Below are 2,128 nucleotides of genomic sequence, written 5' to 3' on the forward strand. Positions count from 1 at the left end.
GCCCGCTGGGCTGCCTCAGGGGGCTACCGGGGCACTCAGGCCTCGGTCTTCTCCTCGGCGGCGCCGTCCTCGACGGCGGGGGTCTCGGCGGCGGCCTCGACGGTCTCGGCCGTCTCGTCCTCGTCGTCGAAGCTGACCTCGTTGCCCTCGGTGTCGACGACCTTGGCGGCCTCGACCACGGTGGCCAGCGCCTTGCCGCGGGCGACCTCGCCGACCAGCAGCGGAACCTGGCCGCCCTGGACGACCTGCTGCGCGAACTGGTCCGGGGTGAGGCCCGAGCCGGCGGCGCGGCGGATGAGGTGCTCGGTCAGCTCCTCCTGGTTAACACCCAGCTCCTCGTTGGCGACGATCTGGTCCAGGACGAACTGGGTCTTGATGCCCTTCTTCGCCTGCTCCTCGACCTCGGCGTCCCACTCCTCGCGGGTCTTGCCCTGGGTCTCCAGGTAGGCGTCGACGGTGAGGCCCATCGGCTGGAGCTGGTGGTGCTCCACGTTGTGCTTGCGGGTCTCGATCTCGTCCTTGAGGAGCTTCTCGGGGTACTCGATCTCAACCAGGCCGAGCAGCGCGTCCAGCACCTTCTCCTGGGCCTGGGTGGCCTGGTCGTACTCCTTCATGCGCTCGAGGCGCTTGCGGGAGTCGGCGCGCAGGTCCTCCAGGCTGTCGAACTCGCTGGCCAGCTGGGCGAACTCGTCGTCCAGCTCCGGCAGCTCCTTCTCCTGGACCGCGGTGACGGTGACGGTGACCTCGGAGGTCTTGCCCGCCTGGGTGCCGCCCTTGAGCTCGGTCTCGAAGGTCTTCTCGTCGCCGGCCGACAGGCCGACGACGGCCTCGTCGATGCCGTCGATCAGGCGACCCGAGCCGATCTCGTAGCTGACGCCGGTGGCGGTGCCGTCCTCCGGCACCTCGCCGTCGACCTTGGCGACCAGGTCCACGACCACGATGTCACCGGCGGCGGCGGCGCGCTCGACGTCCTTGACCGAGGAGAAGCGCTCGCGCAGCTGCTCCAGGGACTTCTCGATGTCCTCGTCGGAGACGACGATCGGGTCGACCGTCACCTCGATGGAGGAGAACTCCGGCAGGGTGATCTCGGGACGGATGTCCACCTCGGCGGTGAACTTCAGGTCGCCGCCATCGGCGATCTTCTCGACACCCTCGATGTTGGTGATGTCGGGCTGGCCGAGGACCTCGATCTTGCCCTCGTCGACGGCCTGCGTGTAGAAGCGCGGCAGGGCGTCGTTGACGGCCTCCTCCAGCACGGCGCCACGGCCGAAGCGCTGGTCGATGACCCGGTTCGGGATCTTGCCCTTGCGGAAGCCCGGGACCGAGACCTGCTGGTTGATCTTCTTGTACGCCGCGTCGAGGCTGGGCTTGAGCTCCTCGAAGGGCACCTCGACGGTGAGTCGAACCCGGGTCGGGTTCAGAGTCTCGACGGCGCTCTTCACGGTTTGGTCTCCTATGGGCTTGCGGGCGGGTTGTCTCCGCCCGTCCCCGCCGCCCGGCCGGGGCCGGAAGAGGGTTCGGACGAGACGGGCGATGGGCGGTTGGAGCTGCATCTCCCGTGGGGTGGACGGTGAGCTTGACTCCTCGCCCTCGTGCGGTTGACCTGGGTGGACGCCACAGGGACTACCGCCAGCGCCCCATCCTACCGGTACCACGAAAGGCGGACGCCAGACGCCACCGTACGCCGTCCAGGAGCTCCGACACAGAACAGGGCCCCGCCCCGGTGGGCGAGACCCTGCCGCACTGTCGGGGTGACCGGATTCGAACCGACGGCCTTCCGCTCCCAAAGCGGACGCGCTACCAAACTGCGCCACACCCCGTGGTGCCGAGAGGAAGCGTACACGGCGGGCCTGCACGGGTTCGCCGACTTGTTCCGCTCGTTCCGCGCGGGCGCGGCCGCGACTTATACCGCGCGACCCCTGCCGCGCGGGCGCGCGGGGGGTGTGCGCGACGCGGCGTGCACTCGGGCGCCCGGACCAGGTAGGCTGTCCCCCGAACTTCCGGCCGGTGACGGCTCGGAGGGTCATGCGGGCGTAGCTCAATGGTAGAGCCCTAGTCTTCCAAACTAGTCACGCGAGTTCGATTCTCGTCGCCCGCTCCACAGGTCCGGCCCCGGTGCGCCCAGCGC

The 2,128-nt window shown here is 69.4% G+C and carries 1 protein-coding gene and 2 tRNA genes; 1 reads left to right on the forward strand and 2 read right to left on the reverse strand.

Annotated features, from left to right (window positions below):
- Nucleotides 1-35: 35 nt before the first annotated feature.
- A complete protein-coding gene (tig, locus tag ACFRMQ_RS40320) occupies nucleotides 36-1,442 on the reverse strand; it encodes a trigger factor (protein ID WP_380735888.1) in 1,407 nt (468 codons plus the stop codon).
- A gap of 304 nt (nucleotides 1,443-1,746) precedes the next feature.
- A tRNA-Pro gene (locus ACFRMQ_RS40325) sits at nucleotides 1,747-1,820 on the reverse strand.
- A gap of 207 nt (nucleotides 1,821-2,027) precedes the next feature.
- Between ACFRMQ_RS40325 and ACFRMQ_RS40330 the strand changes: the two genes are divergently transcribed.
- A tRNA-Gly gene (locus ACFRMQ_RS40330) sits at nucleotides 2,028-2,101 on the forward strand.
- Nucleotides 2,102-2,128: the final 27 nt, after the last annotated feature.

Source organism: Kitasatospora sp. NPDC056783, from assembly GCF_042789895.1.
Lineage (GTDB): Bacteria > Actinomycetota > Actinomycetes > Streptomycetales > Streptomycetaceae > Kitasatospora.